Consider the following 253-nt stretch of genomic DNA (forward strand, 5'->3'; position numbering starts at 1 on the left):
AAACCTTTTCCTTCTTTAAAACCTTGTGCTGATTTTTTCACATAATTGATCAAATCATAATCGTTCCAGGCAGAAAGCTGATCGAAAGAAGGCCGATAGCTATCCATAAACGGTTGGATTTGCGCTTCCTTTAAATCCGTAATTTGCTGGATTAGGTTCTTGTTAAATCGTTTATCCACATTGGTTTGCTCAATTTCATTCTTGGCAAACTCTTGGAAATGCTTGGCCTGTCGCGGTGTTTTTCCAAAAAGTT

The sequence above is a fragment of the uncultured Mucilaginibacter sp. genome (assembly GCF_937859865.1).
Taxonomy (GTDB): Bacteria; Bacteroidota; Bacteroidia; order Sphingobacteriales; family Sphingobacteriaceae; genus Mucilaginibacter_A.